Source organism: Vibrio rumoiensis 1S-45 (genome assembly GCF_000286955.2).
GTDB lineage: Bacteria > Pseudomonadota > Gammaproteobacteria > Enterobacterales > Vibrionaceae > Vibrio > Vibrio rumoiensis_A.
Genome location: NZ_AJYK02000049.1, coordinates 1 through 450, shown reverse-complemented (window position 1 = coordinate 450; position 450 = coordinate 1). Strand labels below are relative to the sequence as shown.

The window sequence follows — 450 nt, the reverse complement described above, 5'->3', positions numbered from 1 at the left end:
TGACCATCCAAGAAAACTGATGTCGTACCTTGGTTTAGTCCCTTCTGAAAGCTCAAGTGGACAAAAGCGGCGGCAAGGCAGTATCACTAAGTGTGGTAACTCGCGCGCAAGGCGATTATTGATTGAAGGGGCGCACTCTTATAAACATAAAGCCAACATCTCATCGGAATTACAAATTCGGCAAGAAGGTCTTTCGAAAGAAATTATCGACATTGCTTGGCAAGCACAACTCAGGTTGTGCCGACGTTATCAACGGCTGATGTTTTTAGGCAAACATCGTAGTGTTGTTGTCACGGCAATTGCAAGAGAAATGGTGGCCTTCATTTGGGCTATTACACGAGAAGTTGGGATCAAACCTATAGATCCTCGCCAACGTATTGCAAGGTTACCCGCATGAATTATGAATTAGTGTTAACGCAACGCATTAAGCATCGGGTGTGGCATAAACTC

The 450-nt window shown here is 44.7% G+C and carries 1 protein-coding gene; it reads left to right on the top strand.

Annotation, left to right across the window (positions count from 1 at the left end; translation table 11 throughout):
• Positions 1-397, top strand: a 397-nt coding sequence (locus A1QC_RS15680) for a transposase (protein WP_039836562.1), incomplete at its 5' end; no start/stop codon positions are given.
• Positions 398-450 lie beyond the last annotated feature (53 nt).